Origin of the sequence: Mesorhizobium sp. B4-1-3, assembly GCF_006439355.1 — a bacterium.
Lineage (GTDB): Bacteria > Pseudomonadota > Alphaproteobacteria > Rhizobiales > Rhizobiaceae > Mesorhizobium.
In genome coordinates, this window is the sequence record NZ_VFTG01000012.1 from 12,965 (window position 1) to 35,833 (window position 22,869).

Sequence of the window (22,869 nt, forward strand, 5' to 3'; positions counted from 1 at the left end):
AAACAACAATAGCGGCCTTCTATCGATCCCGGCCAGCGATCCCATCATTCTCAATGATCTGAACGTGCACCTCGACCCCCTCCATTTCTTCGGCTTTGCGTCCCACGGGCAAGATGTCTTGCCGGCGGAGGCCGACTCGGCTCGAATGGGGCATGCCTTCTGTGCGGGCGTGCGGACGTTCATGGCTACCAACCGGCTTTGCCGCTAGGGAAAAAGCGATATGAGTGAACATGCGATCGAGTTTTTGCGCGGATGGATTGGCGAGAAAGTCCAATGCCAGCATTCGCCGATCAAGATCGACAAGCAGGCAGAGACGCTCGCCAAGGAATGCTGCGCCAAGGCCGCCGAGGCAGGCATTCTGCTCGAGGACATTCAGGAAGAGGTCGGCGACATCCAGGAATTGATCGCGTCGCGCCTCGAGGAGGCCGCCGAAGAGGGCAGCAGCGAAGCACGACCCGACAAGGCTGCGGAATAAGTACCCGCCTGGGCACAGGCCGGCGGCGGTGTTTCCAAGCAATTCCAAGTGTAACGGTTTTCCGTCCCGGATTGCGCAAAACAAAGGAGATAGAGTGTTTCAACGAACGCTCTATCCGAATTTTTCCTTCAGCCAGTCCTTCGGCAGCGCCGGCACGAAATTGCCGTCGCGTCCCGTCATATCCTCATTGGCGACCAGCGCATTGAGGATCGCTTCCTCGACGCCTTGCACGACCGCGTCGAAGAACGGGTCGATATCGACGTCCGGGATGAACTCCGCGCGTCCGATGCGCCCGGAAGCGCCAAGCGCCGCCTCCGGATTGGCGGTCGAGAACGCCAGAAAGATATCGCCCGAACTGTGATAGCCATAGCCGCCGGTCAAGGCGGTGCCGAGCGGCACCCGCCGGGCGAGCCGCTTCATCTGATGTGGCAGGAACGGCGCGTCGGTGGCGACGATGGCGATGATCGAACCCTTTTCGGCGCGGGGCGTGCCCTCGCGGATGGCCGGCTGGGCCAATTCTGGGCCAACACGCCGGCCGCGAATGGTGAAATTGTGCCTCTTGCCGAAATTCGCCTGCACGAACACGCCGAGAATGTAGCACCTGTCCTGCCATGCGACGACGCGCGAGGCGGTGCCGGATCCGGCCTTGAAGCCGAAGGTGATCATGCCGGTGCCGCCGCCGACGCTGCCCTCCTCGATGGCTCCGCCGGCAGCATTGTCGAGCGCCGCTGCAACATGCTCGACGCTCACATGATGGCCGTTGATGTCGTTGAGGAAGCCGTCATAGGTCTCGGCCGCCACCGGCAGGCCCCAGCCTGTGTCGAGAGCGACCGGCAGCATCTTGTGCATCCAGCGCAGCGTGGCGTCGCGGGTGACGCCGCAGGAATGCGTGTTGGTGATGGTGACCGGGAAGTTGAAGGCGCCGGTTTCCTCGATGATGTGCGTGCCCGTCAGCTCGCCATTGCCGTTCTGGCTGAACACACCGGCAAAGACCGGTGTCGCGAGCTGTTGAACCGGCCTTGGCAGGATGGCGGTCACACCGGTGCGCACTGGGCCGTTGCCGACCTGCAGCGGACCGTCGCCGGAAATCAGTGTCGTGTAGCCCACCGACACACCCGGCACATCGGTGATGGCGTTGAAAGGGCCCGGCGTGCCGTCGAGCGTAATGCCGAAGGCGCGCAGGCGCGGCTTGCCCAACGGGGTGCGAAGATGCGGGTCGTGGTTGCTCATGCTGACCTCAGAACAACGAGCCCTGGTTGCCCGGCTCCTTGGCCTTGGCGGGCGACTTCGTAGCCAGCTTAGGTCGCGCGCCGCCGGAGGTTGCGATGGCCTCGGCAGTGCCGTCGGCGAATTCCAGCTGCAGCGCTGCGCCCGGCGCCAGTTCCGCTACCCCTTTGACGACGGCGCCGTCGGCATCCTTGACCAGCGCGAAGCCGCGCGCCAGCACGGCCTTGTGCGACAGAGTCGACAAGAGGCGGTTGGCCTGGGTCAGCGCCGCGCGCAGCCGGTCGAGACGCCGCGCCAATGCCTGGTCTTGTCTGCGGCCCAGCCCGGTCAGCCTATCGGCCTGCAGCTTCTGCCGCCGGACGATCGGTGCCGGCGACAGGCGCGTCGAATTGCGCTGGAAGCGCGCGCGCCGCTCACGCACGATGGCGAAGAACGCCGCGCGGGCACGCGCGATGTCGCGGCCGGTCAGGGTGCGTGCTTCATTCAAGCGCCGCGACAGGGTCGCCGGCGTCAGCCTTTGCCGCTCCAGCGTCGCCCGCTTGCGCTCGATATTAACCGTCAGTCCGCGGCCGAGGCGGCTGGTTGCATCGTCGAAACGGCGGCGCGGCAGCGCCAGCAACTGGTCAGGCGAGGGGAGCGCGCGTGCCGCCGCGCGCACTGCTTGGCGCTTGCGCTCCAGGTGCCGCGAGGCGCAAGCGTTGAGCCGCGCGCCAAGGCTGGCCAAGGTGGCCTCCAGGTCCGCCCTGACCGGCACGGCGATCTCGGCCGCGCCCGTCGGTGTCGGTGCGCGCATGTCGGCGACGAAGTCGATCAGGGTCGTATCGGTCTCGTGCCCGACGGCTGAGATCACCGGGATGGCGGACGCCGCCACCGCTCGCGCCAGCCCTTCGTCGTTGAAGCCCCAGAGGTCCTCGAGGCTGCCGCCGCCGCGTGCGACGATCAGAAGATCGGGCTGGCGGATGGGTCCGTCCCATGCCAACGCGTTGAAGCCGTTGACGGCCGCGGTGACTTCCTTGGCCGTCGTCTCGCCCTGGACCCGCACCGGCCAGACCAGCACATGGAGCGGGAACCGGTCCTTGATGCGATGGATGATGTCGCGGATCACCGAGCCCGTCGGCGAGGTGACGACGCCGATGACTTTGGGCATGAATGGCAGCCGCCGCTTGCGGCCTGCATCGAACAAGCCTTCGCCCTGAAGGCGGCGCTTGCGCTCCTCCAAGAGTGCCATCAGCGCGCCGGCGCCCGCCGGCTCCAGATTGTCGATGACGATCTGGTAATTGGATTTGCCAGGATAGGTCGTCAGCCTGCCGCTGGCGATCACCTCCATGCCTTCCTCGGGGCGGAATTTCAGCCGCGCCATGGTGGTCTTCCAGACCACGGCGTCGATCCGCGCGCGGTCGTCCTTCAAGGCGAAGTAAGCGTGGCCGGAGGAATGCGGCCCGCGATAGCCGGAAATCTCGCCACGCACCCGCACATTGCCGAAAGCATCCTCGACAGTGCGCTTCAGCGCGCCGGAAATCTCGCTCACTGTGTATTCGGTGGCGTTGCTGCGTGATTCGGTTGCTGTTTCACTCATTTGGCGATTGGGGAGCGCTTATCGGCCGGCGTCAAGCTGCGACAAACATCGCTAATATTATACAGCAGCCCGTTGACGCGTCAGGTCACGCTGACGCTCGCCGCTTTGCTGTCGCCGCCGCTGGAGCGGCCAGTTGCTTGCGCTGCCGGGTGTCTCGTCGCTCGATCAGGAGCGCGCCGCCGCTCGGGCCTGACTTTACCATCCAGGCATGATCTGGTTTGCCTTGACCCGCTTCATCTTGGCGAAGGCGAGCGCGGCGAAGTCGAAGCTTCCCGCCTCCTCGCTGACCGGCACGGAAATATTGTCGAGGCTCTCGGCGATGTGGCGGGCCAAAGCGTCGACGATCTCCGGCTGCGAGGTCTGGCCGCGCATGATGCCGATGCGGCAATCCGGCAACTGCCCGAATCCGTCGGCCTCGCCGAGCACGCGCATGCCGGGCCTGAGCGCGCATTCCGGCAGCACCGAGACCGCCAGGCCGGAAAGCACGGCCGCGGTGATCACGGTGGCCGAGAAGCTGGAGAACAGCACGCGATAGTCGCGGTTCTGCCGGTCGAGCACGTCGACCGCGGCGCGCCGCCAGATGCAGTTCGGCCGTCCGAACGCCATCGGCAGGATTTCCTGCTCATGTGTGGCGTGGTTGGCCGAGGTCACCCACAAAAGCGGCTCGCGCCGCACCACTTCCGACTGGCCGCGCGTGTCGTTATGCGTCACCAGCGCCAAGTCGAGATTGCCGCGTTTGATGTGCTCGACCAGGCCCGGCGTCGGCTCGCAGACGACGGTCAGCTCGACCCGCGGGTTGGAGCGCGAGAAGCGCGCCATGATTTCGGGCAGGAAGCGGTCGGCATAGTCGTCCGGCGTGCCGATGCGGATCGTGCCTTCGAGCCGCTGGTCGTCGAAGGCGGCCAAGGTCTCGCGGTTGAGATAGATCAGTCGCCGCGCATAGGAAAGCAGCCGGTCGCCCTCTTCGGTCAGCTTGTTGGTGCGCCCGTCCTTTTCGAACAGCGGCTTGCCGATCCGCTCCTCCAGCCGCCGCATCTGCATCGACACGGCCGACTGTGTCCGGTGCACCTCCTCGGCCGCGCGTGTGAAGCTTCCTGTGTCGGCGATCGAGATGAAGGTTTGCAACTGATCGAGGTCGAGCGGCGCTTTCATCGGTCCAACCTATCATTGATGTTGATGCTACAGATTAAAAACATTCGTTGGATTAATCAATCGCGCGATGGCAAATTGGCATCGTCCACATGAAAGCATGTGAATGGAAACTGCAGCGGCGCTTCTCCCGGGACGCCGCTTGCCTAGTTCGTCCGCTCTGTCCCGTAAGAGAGACTGACATGACCACGATTGAATTCGCTTCCGAGACCCCGCGCATCACCACGCGGCCAGCCGTTGCGACACGCGTGCTCAATGCTCTCGCCAACGCCTACGTCGCCTGGAAAAACCGCCGCGCCTTCTATCGCCTGGGCGAGATGTCGGACGCCGAGCTTGCCGATATCGGCCTGACGCGCGCCGACCTCCATGTCGCCGTCGCCGTGCCCTTCGGTCGCGATCCAACGGTGAAGCTGCGCGCCATTGCCAGCGAGCGCGCCGACACGATCGAGGACCTTGCTCGTCAGGTGGCCTGAACGGCCGCGTTGCCCGGATTTCCGGTCGCGTTGAACCTTTTCACGGCTCGGCGCGACCAAGCTTCATGCAGGCTCCCACACTCCCTGCCGGTTCCCCGCCGGCCAGCCTGCACATTGCCCGGTTCTCCTCCAGGACCGGGCATTTTTCTTTTAGTTCGTCATTCTAGGGCGGAGCAAGGAGCGAAGCGACGCGCGCAGACCCTAGGATCCGTGACGTTGATGTGCTGCAACTGTGCAGAGTTCTGCTCCGCTGCACCCTTCGGCGAAGGTAGCGGCATGGATCCTCGGGTCTGCGCTCCGCTTTGCGTCGCTGCGCCCGTGGCTGACGACCTCGCCGTCGGCGCGAGACCTAACGCCGGTCCATGTCGCGCTTGAACTGGTCGAAGATCGTCTCCATGCCCTTTTGATACTCGTCGCGCTGCTGCGCGCCGGTCTCGAACATCTTGCCGAAGATGTCGTCGAACGGGTTTCGCGGCCGTCCGCTCGGGTTGGTCTGCGGCTGTTGCGGCGCGCTCTGCTGCGGCTGGCCCTGCTGCGGCGCCGGCTGTCCGCCGGGCAGGCCGAAACCGCCGCCGCCCTGGCGCAGCATCTCCTCGAAGATCTTCCCGAGCGGATTGTCGCCATAGGGGCTTTGCGTCTGCTGTGGCTGCGGCCGGCTTTGCGGCTGCTGCGCCGCGCCGCCACCGAACATGTCCTGCAGCACCTTGCCGAGTGGGTTCTCGCCGTAAGGATTGGGCGATTGCTGCGGCTGGCTCTGCGGTTGGGACTGGGACGCACCGCCGCCGAACATGTCCTGCAGCACCTTGCCGAGCGGGTTCTCGCCATAGGGATTGGGCGCAGGCTGCGGCGCCTGGCGTTGCTGCGGCGCCGGCGCCACGCCGCTTTGCCGCATCATCTCCTCGATGATCTCGCCGAGCGGATTGCCGCCGCCGCCGAAACCGCCGGCGGTCTGCATTTGGTTGTTGGTCTGCTTGAACAGGCCGCCCATCATCATCGAGGCCAAAGCCGGCAGCATCTGTTGCAGCACCTGCTGGCTCAATCCCGTTGCCTGCGCGGCCTGGGCTGCCACGGCGCGTGACAGGTCCTTCGAGCCGAACAGATGACCGAGAATGCCGTTGCCCTCATCGATGCCTTGCGGCGAAAAGGCCCGCGTGGCGTCCTCGAAATATTTGGCATGCTGGCCGCTCGCCATTGCGGTCATGAACGCGCCCAACCCGTAAGGATCGGCGGTGTTGCGCTGCAACCCTTGCGAGAAGGCCGGCAGCAGCGCCTGCACCGCGGCCTGGGTCTGCTGCATCGAAAGCCCGTATTGCTGTGCCAGTGCCTGCATGCCGGCACCGTTCTGGGCCTGGGTGAAAATGTCGAACAGGGAAGGCATCGGGTTCTCCTCCGAGAATGTCCTCCTGAGGAGCCTAGTTCCTTTCCATCACCGATTGAAGCGGCTTTTGCTGCCCAACCGCTCGACGCATCCCGGACGTTAGTAGGCATATTCCATGAACACCGGCTCGATCGAGCCGCCCCAGCGCGTGTGATAGGCCGACAGCATCTCCTCGGCGCTGGTGGTGCCGCGCGCAACCACTTCGTCGAGCGTGTTGAGGAACGACGTCTCGTCATAGCCGTCGCGGTTCTTCTTGGCCCGGTTCTTCAGGCCCATGCGCGAGATGGCGAGCACATCGCGGGCGACGTCGCGCAAGGTGGCGTTGCGGAACGGCGCGGCAATGCCGAGCTCCGGCACGGCGTTGCGCATCGCCAGCGCCTCCTCGTAGCTCCAGCTCGACGTCAGTGCCTCGGCGGCGTCCAGCGCCTGCTCGTCATAGAGCAGCCCGACCCAGAAGGCGGGCAGGGCGCAGATGCGCCGCCACGGCCCGCCATCGGCGCCGCGCATTTCCAGGAAGCGCTTCAGCCGCACGTCGGGGAACAAGGTGGAGAGATGGTTCGCCCAGTCGCCCATCGTCGGCAGGCCATCGGGAACTTCGTTGCGCGCCGCACCCGCCATGAACTGGCGGAAGGTGTAGCGCGTCATGTCGTGATAATGCCCGTCGCGGATGACGAAATACATCGGCACGTCGAGCGCCCATTCGACATAGTCGGCAAAGCCGAAATCCGGCGCGAAGCAGAATTCGAGCATGCCGGAGCGCTGGTTGTCGGTATCGCGCCAGATGTCGCCGCGCCAGCTTTGCAGCCCATTCGGCCGGCTCTCGGTAAAGGGCGAGTTGGCAAACAGCGCCGTCGACAGCGGCTGCAGCTTCAGCGACACCTGCATCTTGCGGCGCATGTCGGTCTCGCTCTCGAAGTCGAGATTCACCTGGATCGTGCAGGTGCGGTACATCATGTCGAGGCCCTTGGTGCCGACCTTCGGCATGTAGCGCGTCATGATCTCGTAGCGCGACTTCGGCATTTTGGGCGTATCGGCCAGCGACCATTTCGGGCTGCCGCCGAGGCCGAGAAAGCGGATGCCGAGCGGCTCGGCGATCTCGCGCACCTGCGCCAGATGCGCGTTGCCCTCGCGGCAGGTCTGGTGGATCGATTCCAGCGGGGCGCCGGAAAGCTCGAACTGGCCGCCCGGCTCCAGCGAGATCGCGCCCTGTCCCGTCGGCTCGACAAGGCCGATGATGCGGCCGGCATCCATGATCGGGTCCCAACCGAGCTTTTCCTGCATGCCTTCCAGGATGGCGCGGATGCCGCGCTCGCCGCCATAGGGAACAGGCGCGTTGCCGTCGACATAGAAGGGGAATTTTTCGTGCTCGGTGCCGATGCGCCATTTGTCGCGCGGCTTGTTGCCGGCGGCCAGGTAGTCGACCAGTTCGTCGATGCCTTCGATGGGCTGGGTATCGGTTGTGTCGCGCGCCATCTCGCCCCTCCGTGCGCATGAGATCCGAAAACCGGCACCGATTTCCGCTGGACGTCCTGCGCAAGTCTTTTAAGTGTTACAGCGCCCTTTGCTCCACGAAAAGGAGGCGCGGTGCTGCAGTGGCCGGACGGCCGCCGGCGCTAGATGGACGAAATGCCGGCAGCCGATCAAGCAAAAAATCCTGAGCCAGGCCTCAACAGGATTTGATCACCAGTCGCCGATCGTCGCCTGGATCACGGCCAATGCCGCCACCGCCGCGGTGTCGGCGCGCAGGATCCGCGGCCCGAGCGGGATGGCGGTGACGAAAGGCAAGGCCCTCAGCATCTTGCGCTCGTCCTCGGAAAATCCGCCTTCTGGACCGACCAGCAGCGCAAGTTTCTTCTCCTTTACCGCTTGCAGGGCCGGCAGCGGATTGTTGGTGGAGGCATCCTCGTCGCAGAAGATCAGCCGCCGCTCCTTGTCCCAATCGTCAAGAAGCCGTTCCAGCTTCTCCGCCTCGCGCATCTCCGGCACCGCCAGTATGCCGCATTGCTCGGCTGCTTCCACCACATTGGCGCGCAGCCGATCGATGCCGGGCTTTACCACCTGCGTATGCTGGGTGATGACCGGCTGCAGGGTGCCCGCCCCCATCTCGACGGCCTTTTGCACAAGGTAATCGAGCCGGCCCTGCTTGAGCGGCGCGAAGCAGTAGACGAGATCGGGCAGCGGCGGCTGCGGCCGCTGCAACTCCAGCACCTTCAGCCGGACCGCCTTCTTGGATTTCGCGGCGATCGCAGCCGACCATTCGCCGTCGCGGCCGTTGAAAAGCAGCACCTCGGCGTCTTCGCCGAGCCGCAGCACATGGGCGAGATAATGGCTCTGCTGCTGACCGGCGTCGAATTCGAGGCCCGGCCTGAGATCGTCCGGCACGAACAGGCGTTGCATTTTGTAATTGGCGCGCATGGCCCAAGCAGGTTCCGCAAAAGTGTCCTGCGGTTTTGCGATTAGAACCTGCGAAAAACAAGGGAATCCAAGCAGGTATTTGTGGGACATCCCACGAATATCTGCTTAGTGATGGGCGAGGCGTTGACTGTCGTCAAGTATCGCCGCTGGGATGCCAGACCGGGGTGAAACCATCCTTCAATACGGAAACACTGGTCGCCGGTGTCAGCATCCGCAGCTTCTGTCCCGCCAGGCGTTCGAAGGGGAGGGGAGCGGCATAGCCCGCGAACGACCATTCGAGTGCCTTGCCGGCGCGGATCGCATAGGCAGTATCGCCGCTGGCAATCATCGAGCCGTCAGGGAAGCCGTTGAGGTCTTCCAGGAGCACACCAGGCGGCTGCCCGCCTGAGGCCAGCCGCTCCTTGTGCAGCCGTTTGTCGACCATCGGGGCGCGCGGCTCATCGACGCCGAAAGCCTCGCCGAAGCGGCCGACGAAATCGGCCGCCCGCTCGCGCCGGCAGAAGAAGCAGGGCCGGTGGCCGGCGGCCAATGCCGTCACCTCGTCGAGGAAGAACAGTTCCGTCCAGCCGGCCTTGCCGCCGGGTCGATTGGGGCCCATCGGCTCGCGCCGCACGTTGCGGAACCGGCAAACGCAGATGATCCAGGCAGGCAGGGCCCAGCGTTTCTTTAAGAGCGTCTTCGTTTCTGGATCATGGATGATGCCGCGATTGCCCGTGAACAGGCCGCGTTCCGGCACGGCATGGATGGCGCCGAACGGATCGACCCGGTTCTGCAGTGGCATAGCTTTCTCTCTCCATCCGTATCTTGGCTGAAATACGGGCCCCATGATATCGCTCGCCCCTGCGTTTTCATGTCAGCAGGATTCTCGATGCGCGTGCTGGTGGTCCAGAACTACGACAATACCGGCCTCGGTCAGGTCGGTGCCGCTCTGGCCGAAGCGGGCGCGGATGTCGACCTGCGGCGTCCATACCGAGGCGATCCGTTGCCGCAGGATGCAGGCGGGCATGATGCGATGGTCTTGCTGGGCGGCGGGCAGAATGCGCTGGCCGACGAGGACTATCCCTATTTCCCGGCGCTCCTCGAGCTGACGCGCGATTTCGCCGACAGGGACCGCTCGGTGCTCGGCATCTGCCTCGGCAGCCAGCTCCTTGCCCGCGCGTTCGGCGGCGACAACCACATCGGCGGCGCCACCGAGTTCGGCTGGCATAAGGTCTCGCTGACGCCGGCCGCGAAGTCGGATCCGGTGCTGGCGGCGCTGCCCGAGAAATTCCCTATTTTCGAATGGCATGACGACACCTTCGGCCTGCCAGAAAATGCCGTGCGGCTCGCCGGCAGCCCGGTCGCGGAAAACCAGGCCTTCCGCCTCGGCCGCGCCGTCTATGGCTTCCAGTTCCACTTCGAGGCGGATACGCCGATGGTGCGCGACTGGAGCACGTCCTTCGCGGCGACGATCGCCGAGCGCCATCCCGACTGGGACGAGCGGCTCGACGATGAGATGGCCCGCAACGGCCCGGGCGCCGACGCCGCGGGGCTGGCGATTGCCCGCGCCTGGGTGGCCACCATCTGATTGTCTGGCCGGTCGAGCGCAGCGTGGCATATTTGGCACGCCGTTCCGGTTCCGTCTGGGGAAAACTCCCTTCTTTCTTGGTTTGTGTCCGGCCGCTCGCCTAAGAGGGCGCGCCTTGTATCGTCGGTGCAACCGGCATGAACCTTTGTGTGATCCAGCCGACACACCGGCGATACAGAATCTGCTTAGAAGCGCGAAATCGTCGAAACATTGAGACGCATTTTATCGTTTCAACGCATTGGTAACCGCCTCGTGCCCAGATGCAGAAAGCTTAACCAGAGATGACGTCCGTGAAAGCAGCTCTCCTGTCTTTTGTCATGCTGTCTGCCATCGTGCTCTGCGGCCTGGGCATTTATGCCGCCGACGCAGCGACCAATCACCGTGCCGTCGACGGCTACGGCGTCACCGCCTCGCTGAATTAAGCCCAATCAAAAATCGGAAGCTCGCCCGCGCTGGGACCGCGCCTAAAGCGCTTTGCCCTGGACGGTCAGGATGCGTTTGTCGCCGCCATTGACGGCGAGCGCGCTCAGCGTTCCCGCTTTCCAAGCGAGCGTGTCGACATTGACGCGGTTGGCCATCACCTCGGCTTTCGGGACGGGCGTGTGCCCGTGCACGATCACCTTGGAAAAAAGCCCTGGATGGTCGTGGAAGGCGTCGCGGATCCAGATCAGGTCCTGCTGGTTCTGACGGTCAAGCGGCACGCCCGGCCTTATCCCGGCATGGCAGAAGAAGAAGTCGCCGAAGGTCGCCGAAAACGTCAGCGAGCGCAGGAAGTCGACATGTGCTTGCGGCACAGCTTCGACCAATGCCGCGTGTCCGCGCGCCAGCGCCTCGTCCGGCCTGCCGAACCAGCTGCTGCCGGTCGAGAGCTTCACCCCGTATGACGCCGCGGTCTGGATCCCGCCATAGCTCATGAACAGCCCGTCCGGGTCCGGACTGTCGAGAAAATCGAGGAAGCCGATATCGTGGTTGCCGGCAAGCATCAGGTTGCGCGGATCGCGCGCTCGCGCCGCGATCAGGAAGTCGATGACGCTTCTGGAGTCAGGACCGCGATCCACATAGTCGCCGAGATGGATGATGCGCCAGTCGGAGGCGGGCACATATTCCAGTTCGCTCGCGATGCACCGGTGCATGGCGGCGAGCAGGTCGTGGCGGCCATGCACGTCGCCGATCGCATAGAGACGCATGCCGTCCGGACCGCACGCGTCGAGGTAATGGATGCCGGTCTCAGTCAAGCGCGTACGTCTTTCCCGTGTGGTTCACCACGGGAAAGCTAGGGCGGATCAGTGAATAAGACCTAGCGCCGCAACTGGTCCTTGCCCATGTCGGTTACCAAACGCTTACCGCACAGCGCCAGCGTGATGTCCATCTCCTTGCGGATGATCTCGAGCGCCTTGGTGACGCCGTCCTTACCCATCGCGCCGAGCCCATAGAGGAACGGCCTGCCGATATAGGTGCCCTTGGCGCCGAGGCAGAGCGCCTTGAGCACGTCCTGGCCGGAGCGGATGCCGCCATCCATATGGACTTCAATCCTGTCGCCGACCGCATCGGCGATCTCTTCCAGCACTGAGATCGACGAGGCGGCGCCGTCGAGCTGGCGCCCGCCGTGATTGGAGACCACGATCGCATCGGCGCCGGTCTCGGCCGCCATCAACGCGTCCTCCTTGTCGAGGATGCCCTTCAGGATCAGCTTGCCGCCCCAACGCTCCTTGATCCAGGCGACATCCTTCCACGACAGCTGCGGATCGAACTGCTCCGCCGTCCAGGACGACAGTGAGGAGACGTCCCCCACCCCCTTGGCGTGGCCGACGATGTTGCGGAAGGTGCGGCGCGGCGTGCCGGCGATGCCCAGGCACCAGCGCGGCTTCAGCGCCAGGTCCATGATGTTGGCAAGCGTCATCTTGGGCGGCGCCGAAAGCCCGTTGCGCACGTCTTTGTGGCGCTGTCCCAGGATCTGCAGATCGAGCGTCAGCACCAGCGCCGAGCACTTTGCCGCCTTGGCGCGATCGATCAGGTTGAGCACGAAATCCTTGTCGCGCAGCACATAGAGCTGGAACCAGAACGGCTTCTTGGTCACGGAGGCGACATCCTCGATCGAGCAGATGCTCATGGTGGAAAGCGTGAACGGCACGCCGAACTCTTCCGCGGCCTGCGCCGCCAGCATCTCGCCGTCGGCATGCTGCATGCCGGTCAGCCCGGTCGGCGCGAGCGCCACCGGCATCGCCACCTTCTCGCCGATCATGGTCGATTCCAATGAGCGGTTGCTCATGTCGACCAGCACGCGCTGGCGGAATTTTATCTTGCCGAAGTCTTCTTCGTTGGCCCGGTAGGTGCTTTCCGTCCAGGCGCCGGAATCGGCATAGTCGAAGAACATCTTCGGCACCCTGCGGCGTGCCAGGTCCTTGAGGTCGGCGATGGTGAGGATTTCGCTCATGGTGGTCCCTGCTAGATTGCTTAGGAGCGTTTTCGTGTGGCTTCGATGTCACCGGCGTCCAAGCGTTGTCTGAGGCGCAACCTGGATACACGCTGCCAGTCGCCGCTGCGCTCGGCTTCCGCCATGGAGCGTTCGACATAGGTGATGTGGTCCATCGCCGCCTTGCGCGCCGCGATCGGGTCGCCGGCCTTGATCGCGGTATGGATCGACCGGTGCTGTTCGAGCAGCGCCTCGCGCGCGCCCGGCACGTCGAACACCAGAAGCCGGTTCTGGAACACGCCCTCCGACAGCAGGCGGTAGCAGGAGCGCAGCGTGTGCAAGAGGATGATGTTATGCGCGCATTCGCACACCGCATGGTGGAACTCGACGTCGATCTCCGCCTCGTCGTCGAAGTCTCCGGTCCGGTGCGCCTCGTCCATGCGCGCCATGATGCGGTCGAGCAGGGCCAGGTCCTCCGGCATCGCGCGGCGCGCCGCATATTCGGCCGCCACCGCCTCGACCTCGCGCCGGTATTCCAGATAATCGGTCACCGCCTTGCGGTTCGTGGAGATGAGGTCCGTCACCGGCTTGGTGAAGAGCTGGCCGATGACGTCGGCGACATGCGTGCCGCCACCGGCCTTGGTCGTCAGCAGCCCGCGCCCTTCCAACGCCTTTAGCGCGTCGCGCAGGATCGGTCGCGACACGTCGAACTGGCGTGCCAGCTCGCGCTCCCCGGGCAGCCGGTCGCCCGTGCGCAGCACGCCTTCGAGGATCAGGCTCTCGATCTGCTGCACCACCTCGTCGGCGGTGCGCGAATGCTCGATCCGGGAGAAAATGTCGCTCAAAGGGGCGCCTGGGGAACGTAACGGAAGTAGCCAGATTAAAGCGTCCGTCGCCAACTGGTCAAATTATTTATCCAATTCGTCCACGCCGGCGGCATCGCCTGCCGCGCGTCAACGTCCTTGGGTGGCGATATTTGCTGTTTACGGGTCCCGCCGATTGCCGCAAGACGACCGGATTGCACGATGGGTCGAAACCAGGGGGACCAGCCGTGTCGGACGAGAAGCTCGAATTCCAGCCGCGCGCGCAAGGCAGCGTGATGGGCTTCCCGGCGCATGAGGGGCGACCTGGCGCGCTGGGCGAGGTCCATGCGCGCCCGCACCCGCTGATCGAAAAGCCGCGCGTGCTCATCCAGCTTTCCTTCATGACCGAGGGCGGCGCCGCCGTCGACCATGCCGTGCTGTCCGAACTGTCGCGGCGGCTGGGCATCGCCGCGCCCGAGCGCAATGCCCGCCACCATGCGATGAAATGGGGCAAGGGCACGCTGCGCTGGGAGCGGCATACGGAATTCTCAACCTATCTTTGGGAAGGGCCGCTGGCTGAGAACGGCCGGGCCCAGGAGGATTCGCCCTTCGGCAATGGCTTCTCGCCGCCCGGCACGGTGATTTCCGGCATCCGCCTCGAAATTCGCAAATGGACTCAGGCCAGCGAAAAGCTGATCGCCGGCTTCGATCCGACCAGCCTGTGCTATTCGCTGGTCGAGCGGGGCGCTGCCGCCATCATCACCGATTTCCGCCAGGATGGCGACGGCCTGACCCGCATGCTGGTGCTCGACCGCGGCCTGACGCCGGCCAGCACCGGCGCCTTGTCGCAGCGCCTGATCGATATCGAGACTTACCGGACACTGGCCATGCTTGGCCTGCCGATGGCATTGACGCTGTCCGGCCGCGCCCGCCGCATCGAGGACCGCCTGGCGCAGACCACGCTGGAGATGAAGGCGGTCGAGACCCGTGACAGCCAGACCTTGCTCGCCGACCTCACCGAGCTTGCCGCCGAGCTCGAGGCCGACGCCGCATCCAGCCTCTATCGCTTCGGCGCCAGCCGCGCCTACGACGGCATCGTCACCGAAAGGCTCGGGGCGTTGGATGAGGAGCCGGTGCAAGGCTATGACACCTGGGCTGGATTCCTGCAGCGCCGCATGGCGCCGGCCATGCGCACCTGCCGTTCGGTCGAGGAGCGCCAGGCAAACCTGTCGCGCAAACTCACCCGCGCCACCACGCTTCTGCGAACCTGGGTCGATGTCGAGGTCGAGAAGCAGAACCGCGACCTGCTCGCCTCGATGAACAACCGCGCCCGGCTGCAGTTGCGCCTGCAGCAGACCGTCGAAGGCCTGTCGGTGGCCGCCGTCTCCTACTACGTCGTCGGCCTCATCGGCTATGTCGCCAAGGGCGCCTCGATCTTCGGTCACGCTTTCGCGCCCGAGATCGTCACCGCGGCTTCCGTCCCGGTCGCCATCCTGCTCGTCTGGTGGGGCGTGCGCCGGGTGCGCAAAATGCATTCCGAGCCGGCGAAGCATCCGGGGGAGTAATCTTCTCTCGATGGCGTAAAGCCAGCGGCAGATTGCCGCTGCGGAAGCTTGGCGTTACGTCCGTCGCCCGATGCGATCAAAGCAGCGTTTGCAACAAAATCGTCAGGCTGGTAAAAGATTTTGACCAGCAAAGCGAGATGACCGATGTCCGGCCTAGCCATGCCCAAGCCAGATGCCGAGACCATGCGCCGGCGCGCCGAGATCGTTGCCGACATGCGCATCATCGTGCCGGGCGAGGGGGTCGTCGACGCGGCCAATGAGATGCGCGCCTTCGAAAGCGACGGCCTCACCGCCTACCGGCAGTTGCCGCTGGTCGTGGTGCTGCCGGAAACGGTGGCGCAGGTTTCCCGCGTGCTGAAATATTGCAACGAGCGCAATATCCGCGTCGTGCCGCGCGGCTCCGGCACCTCGCTGTCTGGCGGCGCGCTGCCGCTCGAAGATGCCGTGCTTCTGGTGATGAGCCGCTTCAACCGCATCCTGGCGATCGACTACCCGAACCGCATCGTCGTCGCCCAGCCGGGCGTCACCAATCTCGGCATCACCACCGCCGTCGAGCAGGAGGGCTTCTACTACGCCCCCGATCCATCCTCCCAGATCGCCTGCTCGATCGGCGGCAATGTCGCGGAGAATTCCGGCGGCGTGCACTGCCTGAAATACGGGCTTACCGCCAACAATGTGCTGGGCATCGAGATGGTGCTGATGAACGGCGAGGTGGTGCGGCTCGGCGGCAGCCATCTCGACCAGGAAGGCTACGACCTGCTCGGCGTGATGACCGGCTCGGAAGGCCTGCTCGGCGTCGTTACCGAGGTGACCGTCCGCATCCTGAAAAAGCCGGAGACCGCGCGCGCATTGCTGATCGGCTTTCCGACCAGCGAAGAGGGCGGCCAATGCGTCGCCGACATCATCGGCGCCGGCATCATCCCGGGCGGCATGGAGATGATGGATCGCCCAGCGATCCACGCGGCGGAGGATTTCGTCCATGCCGGCTATCCGCTCGATGTCGAGGCGCTCTTGATCGTCGAGCTCGACGGCCCGAGCGTCGAGGTCGACCATTTGATCGGCCTCGTCGAGGCGATCGCCTACCGCAATGGCTCGAGCACCTGCCGCATCTCTCAGTCCGAGCAGGAGCGGCTGAGCTTCTGGGCCGGCCGCAAGGCGGCTTTTCCGGCCGTCGGGCGCATCTCGCCCGATTATTACTGCATGGACGGCACCATCCCGCGCAAGGAACTGCCCCGCGTGCTCGCCGGCATGCGTGATCTCTCCGAGAAATACGGCCTCGGCGTCGCCAATGTCTTCCACGCCGGCGACGGCAATCTGCACCCGCTTATCCTCTACGACGCCAACGTGCCGGGCGAACTCGACAAGGCCGAAAGCTTCGGCGCCGACATCCTGCGCCTCTGCGTCGAGGTCGGCGGCGTCCTGACCGGCGAGCACGGCGTCGGCGTCGAGAAGCGCGACCTGATGCCGGAGATGTTCAACCAGATCGACCTCGACCAGCAAATGCGCGTCAAATGCGCCTTCGATCCCAACCATCTGCTCAACCCGGGAAAAGTGTTCCCGCAGCTGCGGCGCTGCGCGGAGCTGGGGAGGATGCATGTGCATCGAGGACAGGTGGCGTTTCCGGATATTCCGAGGTTTTGATGGGGACTAATTTCGCATGACGGCGTTCCTTCGCCCCCCTCTCTGTCCTGCCGGACATCTCCCTCTCAAGGGGGGAGATCAGCTGTCATCGCGGCCTTCGCCAACCTTCGACGTCGCAAGTGAGGCGCGGCCCCAGAAGCTGCCAATCTCCCCCCTAGAGGGGGAGATGTCCGGCAGGACAGAGGGGGGCGCGAAGGAACTCGGCCTGTCTCGGGCTGCGCCGGAGCCACCTCTTCCCCGCGTTGCGGAGGCGAGGAACCAGGTCCACGCACCATGACCACCTTCACCCCTTCCACTCCCGCCGAAACCCTCTCCACCATCCAATGGGCAGCCGCCGAGGAAACGCCGCTCGAGATCCTCGGCCATGGCTCGAAGCGCGGCATCGGCCGCCCATTGCAGACCGAACACACACTCGACCTCTCGCGCCTCACCGGCGTAACCCTCTACGAGCCGGCCGAGCTGGTGCTGTCGACCCGCGCCGGTACGCCGCTCGCCGAGATCGAAAAACTGCTCGCCGAAAACGGCCAGCAATTCGCCTTCGAGCCGATGGATTACGGCCCGCTGCTCGGCAGTGAGCCGGGCAAAGGCACAATCGGCGGCGTATTGGCTTCGAACCTGTCCGGTCCGCGTCGCCTCAAGGCCGGCGCCGCCCGCGACCACATCCTTGGCGTCGCCGCCGTCTCCGGCCGTGGCGAGGCCTTCAAATCGGGCGGTCGCGTGGTGAAGAACGTCACCGGCTACGACCTCTCCAAGCTGATGGCCAACAGCTGGGGCACGCTCGCCGTCTTGACCGACGTCACCTTCAAGGTCTTGCCTGCTGCGGAAACCGAAGTGACCTTGGCTATTCGTGGCCTGCTCGATGATGCCGCCGTGGCCGCCATGGCGCTGGCGCTTGGTTCCAGCGCCGAAGTGTCTAGCGCCGCACACCTGCCGGAGCGCATCGCCGCTAAGGTCGCCGGCGGCAAGCACGGCAGCGATGCCGCCACGCTGCTGCGCGTCGAGGGATTTGGCCCTTCGGTCGTCTATCGTATCGAGGCGCTGCGAAAGCTGCTCGACAAGGCCGGACCGTTGGAAGAGATCGCCGGCGAGGCGTCGAAGGCGATCTGGCGCGACATCCGCGATTGCGTTCCGTTTGCCGATGGCGGCGCGCGGCCTATCTGGCGTGTCTCGATGGCGCCGTCTCAGGCGCATCACATGGTGATGGCGCTGCGCATGCAGGCGGCGGTCGATGCCTTCTATGACTGGCAAGGCGGTCTGGTGTGGCTGTCGATGCGCGAGGACGATCCGGAGGCTGATTTGCTGCGCGGCTTGATCCGCAAATATGGCGGCGGCCATGGCACGCTGGTGCGCGCCTCCGCCCCGCACCGCGCGGCGCTGCCTGTGTTCGAGCCGCAGCCGCCGCATCTGGCGGCGCTGTCGGCGCACCTCAAGGCCGAGTTCGATCCGAAGCAGATTCTCAACCCCGGCCGCATGGCCTAGAGCAATTCCAGGAAAAGTGTGAAACGGTTTTCCGTCCGGAATGGCGTCTAAACAAAGACTGATATATGCAGACCAATTTCTCAGCCGCGCAGCTTGCCGACCCGCATGTCGCGGAATCGGAAAAGATCCTGCGCAAATGCGTGCATTGCGGCTTCTGCACCGCCACTTGCCCGACCTATGTGACTTTGGGCAATGAGCTCGATTCGCCGCGCGGCCGGATCTACCTCATCAAGGATATGCTGGAGAACGGCCGGCCCGCCGACAAGGAAATCGTCACCCATATCGACCGTTGTCTCTCCTGCCTCGCCTGCATGACGACATGCCCGTCGGGCGTGAACTACATGCATCTGGTCGACCATGCCCGCGCCCATATCCAGGAGACCTATAAGCGTCCGCTGCTCGACCGGCTGACGCGTGCCGTGTTGGCTGCCGTGCTGCCCTATCCTGGCCGCTTCCGCGCAGCGCTGAAGCTTGCAGGCCTGGGCCGGCCGTTCATAGGCTTGTTTGACAAGCTGCCGGCGCTGAAGCCGATCGCCGCCATGCTCAAGCTTGCGCCGTCCTCGATCCCGCCGGTATCGCCGATGGCGAAACCGGGCACGCATGCCGGGAAGGGGACCAAGAAGCGAGGCCGCGTCGCCATCCTCACCGGCTGCGCGCAGTCGGTGCTCGATCCCGCCATCAACGACACGACAATCTCGCTACTGACGCGCCTCGGCGCCGAGGTCGTGGTGCCGGAAGGCGAGGGCTGCTGCGGCGCGCTTGTTCACCACATGGGCCGCGAGGATCAGGCCCTCGCCTCGGCCAGGCGGAATGTCGACGCCTGGACGCGCGCCATCGACCAGGGTGGGCTCGACGCCATCATCATCACCGCGTCCGGCTGCGGCACAACCATCAAGGATTACGGCTTCATGCTGCGCCTCGATCCGGTCTACGCCGAAAAGGCCGCGCGGGTATCATCACTGGCCAAGGACATCACCGAATACCTCGCCGCGCTCGACCTTCCCGAGCCGGTGCGCAAGCCGGGCACGGTCGTCGCCTATCATTCCGCTTGCTCCATGCAGCATGGCCAGAAGATCACGCGTCAGCCGAAGGAGCTTCTCGCCAAGGCCGGCTTCGTGGTGCGTGAGCCGCGCGAGGGGCATCTGTGCTGCGGCTCGGCCGGCACCTACAACATCCTGCAGCCCGAAATCTCCGTCAAGTTGCGCGACCGCAAGGTGAAGAACATCGAGGCGACGGGTGCTTCAGTGGTCGCCACCGGCAATATCGGCTGCATCACGCAGATCGCGTCCGCCGCCAGGCTGCCGGTTGTGCACACGATAAAACTGCTCGATTGGGCCTATGGCGGCCCGAGACCGGAAGGCGTTTCCGACAGCGGTTTGATCGCTGCCGAATAGCTATTCCGCCGCCAGTTGGTCCGGTACGCCATAGGTCGCGCGGTAGAGCGCGCGTTGGCGGTTGAGCGCCACCATGGTGTTGCGCAGCAGGATCGCGACCGTGAGCGGGCCGACGCCACCCGGCACCGGCGTGATCCAGGACGCCACTTCCTTGACGCTGTCCGTGTCGACGTCGCCGACAATGCGGGTTTCGCCGTCGGGCCCGACCTCGGAATTGATGCCGATGTCGATGACGGCAGCGCCCGGCTTCACCATGTTGGCCTTGATCAGCCTGGGCTTGCCGACGGCGACGAACAGCGCGTCCGCGCGCCGCGCATGCGCTGCCACCGAGCGCGTCATGTGGTGGCAGACCGTCACCGTCGCGCCTTCGCTCATGAGCAGGAAGGCGATCGGTTTGCCGACGATCTCGGAATGGCCGACGACGACCACTTCGAGCCCCTGGAGCTCGAGGCCGGTTTCCTTGAGCAGCTCGACCGAGGCCGCCGCCGTGCAGGGCGCCAGGTCGAGCTGGTTGTAGACGATATTGCCGATCGAAGCCGGATGCATGCCCTCGACGTCCTTCAGCGGATGCACCGCCGCCTGCAGCGTCTTGATCGGGATATGCGCCGGCACCGGCCGCTGGATGATGATGCCGGTGACGCGCGGGTCGGCGTTGAGGCCGTGGATCGCTGCTTCCAGCTCGCCGGCGGTGATGTCGGCGGCGAAACGCCGCTCCTCGAAGCCGATGCCCGCAAGCCCTGCCTTGGCGCGCTGGTTGCGCACATAGACATCGACCGCTTCGGTATCGCCGACGGTGATCGAAACCAGCTTCGGCGGAAAACCTTCGGCTGTGGCGATCGCCGCGTCTTCGCGCACCGAAGCGATGATGCGCTGGGCGACCGGGCCACCTTTCAGGTAGCGGCTGTCGTCGGTCCGGGTCATTGTTGGCACCTCTGCCTTCTGAGGCAATTCAAGGACAAGCGCATAAGTGGCGTTGCGTCCAGAATTGCGTGGCTATCAAGATTTGTGCACTGCAATAGCAGAGGCACGCCGGGAAATCAGCCCCGAAAGCGAATACGCCTGCGTTCGGAGCGACTTGCCGCGCCCTGCGCCAAAGGAAAACGCAAAAACGAAAAGGGCAGCGCGGCTACCCGCGCTGCCCTTTCGTGACCGGCCGTATCCCCACACGGCCCGTCCCCCGTAAACTCTATCACCGGTTTAAGCACATCCCGCAGGATCGCACTATGACTTGGCGGCAACAGCAGGGGAAGAAAACTGCTGCGCCGTCTAACCGGCTGATTCGCCGCGACTATATCACCTCGACCGTGGTTCCGACATTCACGCGCTCGTAAAGGTCGACAACGTCCTCGTTGCGCATGCGGATGCAGCCGGAAGACACCGCACCGCCGATCGTCCAGGGCTGGTTGGTGCCGTGGATGCGGTATTCGGTGGTGCCGAGATAGAGAGCGCGCGCCCCGAGCGGATTCTCGATGCCGCCGGCGAGATAGGTCGGCAGGTAACGGCCCTTGGCCGCCTCGCGCTTGATCATCTCCGTCGGCGGGCGCCAGTCCGGCCACACCTTCTTGTCGGTGATCTTGTGCGTGCCCGACCATTCGAAACCGGGCTTGCCGGTGCCAACGCCATAGCGCCGCGCCTTGCCGTTCTTCTCGACCAGGTAGAGGAAATTCTGGTGCGTATCGATGACGATGGTGCCAGGCTTCGCCGGCCCGTCATAGCCGACTTCCTGCGGCAGGTATATCGGGTTGATCTGCGGCCGCATCACCATGCGCTTGGCCGGCTGCTGCACGGCTGCCGTCTTCTGCCGGTCGGGCTGCGCCTGGAACAGGCGCTGCAGCGGCTGCTGCGTTGCCTGCCGGCTCGGGCGCACGATGCCCGGCGCGTGGCCAAGCTGCAGCACCCACGGCGCCGAAAGGTCGGGGCTCACCATGACCGGCGGCATGTCGGCATAGCGGTCATTGGCAAGCGAGGTCGTGGCGCTGGCGGCTAGGATCGCCGCTGCACCGAGCAGGGAACAAAACGCTGTCTTCATCGGAACGCACCTTGATCGAACTCATCCGGGGCGGAGAGGGTGCCCTCGGTTTCGCGATCCTTGGCGCTGAGCGGCAAGCAAAACATGAATCGGAATGCGTAAAATGCCGCTTTGTCAGTAAACCTTTTGGTGTGGTTACCGGCCGGTTCAGGAATCTGGTAAAGCCACGGTAAAAGCTGGGCTGAAGCACATTAACGAATGGATTTTGCAAGCGATGGCGACTGAAAATGCCGGTATTCTCGACGGCCCCGACGGCAAGGCGCGCTGCTTCTGGCATGGCAACCTGCCGGACTATCTCCATTACCACGATCATGAATGGGGCCGGCCGGTAACGGACGATCGCCGGCTGTTCGAGAAGATCTGCCTGGAAGGGTTCCAATCCGGGCTGTCGTGGCTGACCATCCTGCGCAAGCGCGAGAACTTCCGCGAGGCCTTCGCCGGCTTCGACTTCGACAAGGTGGCACTTTTCACCGAGGAAGATGTCGAGCGCATGCTCGGCAATGCCGACATCATCCGCCATCGCGGCAAGATCGTTTCGACCATCAACAACGCCAAACGCGCCCGCGAGATGATCGATGAGTTCGGCTCGCTGGCCGCCTGGTTCTGGAAGTTCGAGCCGGGTCCGGACGAGAGGCCCGAAATCGTCGACCTGGCGCATCTGCGCGCCAATCCGACGACGGCAGTGTCGGTGAGGATCTCGAAGGAATTGAAGAAGCGGGGCTGGAGCTTTGTCGGCCCGACGACGGTCTATGCCTTCATGCAGGCGATGGGCCTGGTCAACGACCATCTCGAAGGCTGCTACTGCCGCGCCGAGGTGGAGAAGGAACGCGAGAGACTGAAGCGGCCGAAGTAGGGCGCTCTTTCCTTCTCCCACATGGGGACAAGGGAAGAAGCGCGCTACTTCTCGAACCTGCCCTTATGGCCGCTAACATTGATGTCCCAGACCAGGCTGGAGCCGGACACCGTGAGCACCAGTCCGCTGAAACCGCGATCGTCGGGCGTATGATGCGTGGATGCGGAGCCGCGGCCGGCCGGGATGACCTCGACAGTCGAGCCTTTCCTCACCCAGCAGCCCTTGCCGTACTGGTCGTTGGCGCCATAGGCGAGCGCGAATTCAAAGCTGCCATCTTTCTTCAACAGCAGTTCGGAACCGACTTCCATGACGCCGTTGAGGCAATAGTGGCCGACCAGGCGGGCATCGCCCGGCTGGCATGCGTTGGCGGCAACGGGCATGCTACAGAAAAGCGCGCCGGCAAGCGCGCCCGCAAATCGCAACCGCATGATG

Annotated in this window: 22 protein-coding genes; 9 read left to right on the forward strand and 13 right to left on the reverse strand. The window is 64.6% G+C overall.

Annotated features, from left to right (window positions below):
- Positions 1-220 precede the first annotated feature (220 nt).
- Complete coding sequence (locus tag FJW06_RS16755; protein ID WP_140753349.1) at positions 221-475, forward strand: DUF768 domain-containing protein; 255 nt, start codon at positions 221-223, stop codon at positions 473-475.
- 111 nt (positions 476-586) lie between these two features.
- Here the strand turns inward: FJW06_RS16755 and FJW06_RS16760 are convergent, their stop codons facing one another.
- From FJW06_RS16760 to FJW06_RS16770, 3 genes are all read right to left on the reverse strand, one after another.
- The gene (locus FJW06_RS16760) at positions 587-1,705 is read right to left on the reverse strand and encodes a P1 family peptidase (RefSeq protein ID WP_140753350.1); all 1,119 of its coding nucleotides are present in this window, start codon (positions 1,703-1,705) and stop codon (positions 587-589) included.
- Positions 1,706-1,712: 7 nt separating this feature from the next.
- Entirely contained in the window at positions 1,713-3,278 is a 1,566-nt protein-coding gene (gene xseA / locus FJW06_RS16765) for an exodeoxyribonuclease VII large subunit (RefSeq protein WP_140753351.1), read from the reverse strand.
- A 195-nt stretch (positions 3,279-3,473) separates the two neighbouring features.
- Complete coding sequence (locus tag FJW06_RS16770; RefSeq protein WP_140753352.1) at positions 3,474-4,430, reverse strand: LysR substrate-binding domain-containing protein; 957 nt, start codon at positions 4,428-4,430, stop codon at positions 3,474-3,476.
- 179 nt (positions 4,431-4,609) lie between these two features.
- Here FJW06_RS16770 and FJW06_RS16775 point away from each other — a divergent pair, with 179 nt between their 5' ends.
- Positions 4,610-4,900 (forward strand): DUF1127 domain-containing protein, encoded by a 291-nt coding sequence (locus FJW06_RS16775; protein WP_041010015.1) that lies wholly within the window; start codon positions 4,610-4,612, stop codon positions 4,898-4,900.
- A gap of 349 nt (positions 4,901-5,249) precedes the next feature.
- Here FJW06_RS16775 and FJW06_RS16780 read toward each other — a convergent pair whose 3' ends face one another.
- The 4 genes from FJW06_RS16780 to FJW06_RS16795 form a co-directional block, all read right to left on the reverse strand.
- Entirely contained in the window at positions 5,250-6,278 is a 1,029-nt protein-coding gene (locus tag FJW06_RS16780) for a DUF937 domain-containing protein (protein WP_140753353.1), read from the reverse strand.
- 99 nt (positions 6,279-6,377) lie between these two features.
- Positions 6,378-7,751: a glutamate--cysteine ligase gene (locus FJW06_RS16785; protein ID WP_140753354.1), complete on the reverse strand. Its 1,374-nt coding sequence runs from the start codon at positions 7,749-7,751 to the stop codon at positions 6,378-6,380.
- A 207-nt stretch (positions 7,752-7,958) separates the two neighbouring features.
- Positions 7,959-8,693 (reverse strand): 16S rRNA (uracil(1498)-N(3))-methyltransferase, encoded by a 735-nt coding sequence (locus FJW06_RS16790; protein WP_140753355.1) that lies wholly within the window; start codon positions 8,691-8,693, stop codon positions 7,959-7,961.
- Between the two features lie 133 nt (positions 8,694-8,826).
- Positions 8,827-9,474 (reverse strand): hypothetical protein, encoded by a 648-nt coding sequence (locus tag FJW06_RS16795; RefSeq protein WP_140753356.1) that lies wholly within the window; start codon positions 9,472-9,474, stop codon positions 8,827-8,829.
- Between the two features lie 87 nt (positions 9,475-9,561).
- Here FJW06_RS16795 and FJW06_RS16800 point away from each other — a divergent pair, with 87 nt between their 5' ends.
- Together FJW06_RS16800 and FJW06_RS30840 are read left to right on the forward strand one after the other, a co-directional pair.
- The gene (locus FJW06_RS16800; RefSeq protein ID WP_140753357.1) at positions 9,562-10,260 is read left to right on the forward strand and encodes a type 1 glutamine amidotransferase; all 699 of its coding nucleotides are present in this window, start codon (positions 9,562-9,564) and stop codon (positions 10,258-10,260) included.
- A 290-nt stretch (positions 10,261-10,550) separates the two neighbouring features.
- A complete protein-coding gene (locus FJW06_RS30840) occupies positions 10,551-10,682 on the forward strand; it encodes a hypothetical protein (protein ID WP_263481599.1) in 132 nt (43 codons plus the stop codon).
- 42 nt (positions 10,683-10,724) lie between these two features.
- Here the strand turns inward: FJW06_RS30840 and FJW06_RS16810 are convergent, their stop codons facing one another.
- The 3 genes from FJW06_RS16810 to FJW06_RS16820 form a co-directional block, all read right to left on the reverse strand.
- Positions 10,725-11,495 (reverse strand): metallophosphoesterase, encoded by a 771-nt coding sequence (locus FJW06_RS16810; protein WP_140753358.1) that lies wholly within the window; start codon positions 11,493-11,495, stop codon positions 10,725-10,727.
- Positions 11,496-11,557: 62 nt separating this feature from the next.
- Positions 11,558-12,694 carry an alpha-hydroxy acid oxidase gene (locus FJW06_RS16815; protein ID WP_140753359.1) on the reverse strand — a complete coding sequence of 379 codons (1,137 nt, stop codon included), beginning with the start codon at positions 12,692-12,694 and terminating at the stop codon, positions 11,558-11,560.
- Positions 12,695-12,714: 20 nt separating this feature from the next.
- Entirely contained in the window at positions 12,715-13,518 is an 804-nt protein-coding gene (locus FJW06_RS16820; RefSeq protein ID WP_140753360.1) for an FCD domain-containing protein, read from the reverse strand.
- A gap of 206 nt (positions 13,519-13,724) precedes the next feature.
- On the opposite strand from FJW06_RS16820, the gene FJW06_RS16825 reads away from it, so the two are divergent.
- From FJW06_RS16825 to glcF, 4 genes are all read left to right on the forward strand, one after another.
- Positions 13,725-15,041: a DUF3422 family protein gene (locus tag FJW06_RS16825; protein WP_140753361.1), complete on the forward strand. Its 1,317-nt coding sequence runs from the start codon at positions 13,725-13,727 to the stop codon at positions 15,039-15,041.
- Between the two features lie 144 nt (positions 15,042-15,185).
- Positions 15,186-16,682: an FAD-linked oxidase C-terminal domain-containing protein gene (locus tag FJW06_RS16830; protein ID WP_140753362.1), complete on the forward strand. Its 1,497-nt coding sequence runs from the start codon at positions 15,186-15,188 to the stop codon at positions 16,680-16,682.
- A gap of 273 nt (positions 16,683-16,955) precedes the next feature.
- Positions 16,956-18,161, forward strand: coding sequence for an FAD-binding protein (locus FJW06_RS16840; RefSeq protein WP_140753363.1), 1,206 nt, complete (start codon positions 16,956-16,958; stop codon positions 18,159-18,161).
- Between the two features lie 65 nt (positions 18,162-18,226).
- Positions 18,227-19,555: a glycolate oxidase subunit GlcF gene (glcF, locus tag FJW06_RS16845; RefSeq protein ID WP_140753364.1), complete on the forward strand. Its 1,329-nt coding sequence runs from the start codon at positions 18,227-18,229 to the stop codon at positions 19,553-19,555.
- Here glcF and FJW06_RS16850 read toward each other — a convergent pair whose 3' ends face one another.
- Both FJW06_RS16850 and FJW06_RS16855 read right to left on the reverse strand, forming a co-directional pair.
- On the reverse strand, positions 19,556-20,476 hold the full coding sequence (locus FJW06_RS16850) for a bifunctional 5,10-methylenetetrahydrofolate dehydrogenase/5,10-methenyltetrahydrofolate cyclohydrolase (protein WP_140753365.1): 921 nt from the start codon (positions 20,474-20,476) through the stop codon (positions 19,556-19,558).
- 367 nt (positions 20,477-20,843) lie between these two features.
- Positions 20,844-21,584 (reverse strand): L,D-transpeptidase, encoded by a 741-nt coding sequence (locus FJW06_RS16855; protein WP_140753366.1) that lies wholly within the window; start codon positions 21,582-21,584, stop codon positions 20,844-20,846.
- Positions 21,585-21,798: 214 nt separating this feature from the next.
- Between FJW06_RS16855 and FJW06_RS16860 the strand changes: the two genes are divergently transcribed.
- Positions 21,799-22,437 carry a DNA-3-methyladenine glycosylase I gene (locus FJW06_RS16860; RefSeq protein ID WP_140753367.1) on the forward strand — a complete coding sequence of 213 codons (639 nt, stop codon included), beginning with the start codon at positions 21,799-21,801 and terminating at the stop codon, positions 22,435-22,437.
- Positions 22,438-22,481: 44 nt separating this feature from the next.
- Here the strand turns inward: FJW06_RS16860 and FJW06_RS16865 are convergent, their stop codons facing one another.
- The gene (locus tag FJW06_RS16865; RefSeq protein WP_140753368.1) at positions 22,482-22,865 is read right to left on the reverse strand and encodes a hypothetical protein; all 384 of its coding nucleotides are present in this window, start codon (positions 22,863-22,865) and stop codon (positions 22,482-22,484) included.
- Between the last annotated feature and the right edge of the window lie 4 nt (positions 22,866-22,869).

Excerpts from the sequence above, each read along its gene's own strand:
- FJW06_RS16840 (WP_140753363.1), top strand. The coding sequence starts at position 16,956 with ATGACCACCTTCACCCCTTCCACTCCCGCCGAAACCCTCTCCACCATC.
- FJW06_RS16850 (WP_140753365.1), bottom strand. The coding sequence starts at position 20,476 with ATGACCCGGACCGACGACAGCCGCTACCTGAAAGGTGGCCCGGTCGCC.
- FJW06_RS16815 (WP_140753359.1), bottom strand. The coding sequence starts at position 12,694 with ATGAGCGAAATCCTCACCATCGCCGACCTCAAGGACCTGGCACGCCGC.
- FJW06_RS16775 (WP_041010015.1), top strand. The coding sequence starts at position 4,610 with ATGACCACGATTGAATTCGCTTCCGAGACCCCGCGCATCACCACGCGG.
- FJW06_RS16780 (WP_140753353.1), bottom strand. The coding sequence starts at position 6,278 with ATGCCTTCCCTGTTCGACATTTTCACCCAGGCCCAGAACGGTGCCGGC.
- FJW06_RS16795 (WP_140753356.1), bottom strand. The coding sequence starts at position 9,474 with ATGCCACTGCAGAACCGGGTCGATCCGTTCGGCGCCATCCATGCCGTG.
- FJW06_RS16800 (WP_140753357.1), top strand. The coding sequence starts at position 9,562 with ATGCGCGTGCTGGTGGTCCAGAACTACGACAATACCGGCCTCGGTCAG.
- FJW06_RS16785 (WP_140753354.1), bottom strand. The coding sequence starts at position 7,751 with ATGGCGCGCGACACAACCGATACCCAGCCCATCGAAGGCATCGACGAA.
- FJW06_RS16830 (WP_140753362.1), top strand. The coding sequence starts at position 15,186 with ATGTCCGGCCTAGCCATGCCCAAGCCAGATGCCGAGACCATGCGCCGG.
- FJW06_RS16865 (WP_140753368.1), bottom strand. The coding sequence starts at position 22,865 with ATGCGGTTGCGATTTGCGGGCGCGCTTGCCGGCGCGCTTTTCTGTAGC.
- FJW06_RS16770 (WP_140753352.1), bottom strand. The coding sequence starts at position 4,430 with ATGAAAGCGCCGCTCGACCTCGATCAGTTGCAAACCTTCATCTCGATC.
- FJW06_RS16755 (WP_140753349.1), top strand. The coding sequence starts at position 221 with ATGAGTGAACATGCGATCGAGTTTTTGCGCGGATGGATTGGCGAGAAA.
- xseA (WP_140753351.1), bottom strand. The coding sequence starts at position 3,278 with ATGAGTGAAACAGCAACCGAATCACGCAGCAACGCCACCGAATACACA.
- FJW06_RS16860 (WP_140753367.1), top strand. The coding sequence starts at position 21,799 with ATGGCGACTGAAAATGCCGGTATTCTCGACGGCCCCGACGGCAAGGCG.
- FJW06_RS16790 (WP_140753355.1), bottom strand. The coding sequence starts at position 8,693 with ATGCGCGCCAATTACAAAATGCAACGCCTGTTCGTGCCGGACGATCTC.
- glcF (WP_140753364.1), top strand. The coding sequence starts at position 18,227 with ATGCAGACCAATTTCTCAGCCGCGCAGCTTGCCGACCCGCATGTCGCG.
- FJW06_RS16760 (WP_140753350.1), bottom strand. The coding sequence starts at position 1,705 with ATGAGCAACCACGACCCGCATCTTCGCACCCCGTTGGGCAAGCCGCGC.
- FJW06_RS16855 (WP_140753366.1), bottom strand. The coding sequence starts at position 21,584 with ATGAAGACAGCGTTTTGTTCCCTGCTCGGTGCAGCGGCGATCCTAGCC.